Below are 993 nucleotides of genomic sequence, written 5' to 3' on the forward strand. Positions count from 1 at the left end.
TGCCGCGGATCGGCCGACAACAAGCGAGTTACACCGTCGGGCGGTCGCTGGTTCGTCTCACCACTCTGCTGACACGACGACCAACTGCGCGGACGCCGATCTGGAACGCGAGGAGTCGCTGAGAGGCGGACGCGGGCAGTACTGCAAGCGGAGTGATCGGACCCGTCCAGAAGAGGTCACACCTGCCAGAGCCCTCCGCCCAGTCGAACTGCATACAGATGTCGCTGACGTAAGCGTACTTCTGATATCCGACCAAACGCGTCCCCGGCGGATCGAACCAGCCCGTTGATCCGAACACACCGATTCCGTGCTTGAAGTCCGATTCCCCGTCCAGGCGCATCGCGCGGTACGCCAGCGAGGCCGACTGCTGCCGCACGAGCATGAGCCTTGTGTCCACGAGATCGCCCCCGTCAAGGAAGGCGGCCAAGACCTTGGGTGGAGGGAACCCATCGTTCGCGATCCAGCAGCCGAACGTCTTGACGGCGTAACAGCCTAGGGAACGAGCTTGCGCCTCCCAATCGTGTCCGAACACGTCCCGCCAATAGATCTGGCGAGCCCGCGAGAGCCTGGCTGAGTTCTCCTGCACGAACTGCTCGTAGATGTCGTAGGCCTCGTCAAAGGGCTGACTGCGCTCGTTGTTGCACTTCTGGCAGAGCACCTTCCCGAACTTGACCGCCTGGCTTCTCCAGCTGCGAAGTTCGTAGACGTCCTGACCCTCCTTCCCCAGGTAGAGTCCGTCAAAGCCCCACATGCGGCGCAACACGCTTGCTTTGTGACGGTGTTCGCGGCTATCACCTACCCCGCCGCACCACCAGCAAACCCCGCTCTGATCGCGGCGCAACTTGTCCACGTCCCCCTGCTGGCGGTGGTTCATGACCAGAGTCTCGCACGCCCTCCAACGAGGTCCCCGGCTCCGTGGCGGCAGACTCAGGTGCGGGTGGAGGGGACTTCGCCAAGGCGAGCATCGTCTGCCGAACGTCCGGATCTGCCGCA

1 protein-coding gene is annotated in these 993 nt (G+C 63.3%); it reads right to left on the bottom strand.

Translation table 11 applies throughout. From position 1 onward, the window contains the following. Nucleotides 1–28 precede the first annotated feature (28 nt). Nucleotides 29–874, bottom strand: a complete 846-nt coding sequence (locus tag OIE40_RS16875) for a hypothetical protein (RefSeq protein WP_264704210.1) — start codon at nucleotides 872–874, stop codon at nucleotides 29–31. Nucleotides 875–993 lie beyond the last annotated feature (119 nt).

The organism is Micropruina sonneratiae, assembly GCF_025972045.1.
Taxonomy (GTDB): Bacteria; Actinomycetota; Actinomycetes; order Propionibacteriales; family Propionibacteriaceae; genus Micropruina; species Micropruina sonneratiae.

Coding starts and splice junctions, on each gene's coding strand:
- OIE40_RS16875 (WP_264704210.1), bottom strand. CDS start 874: ATGAACCACCGCCAGCAGGGGGACGTGGACAAGTTGCGCCGCGATCAG.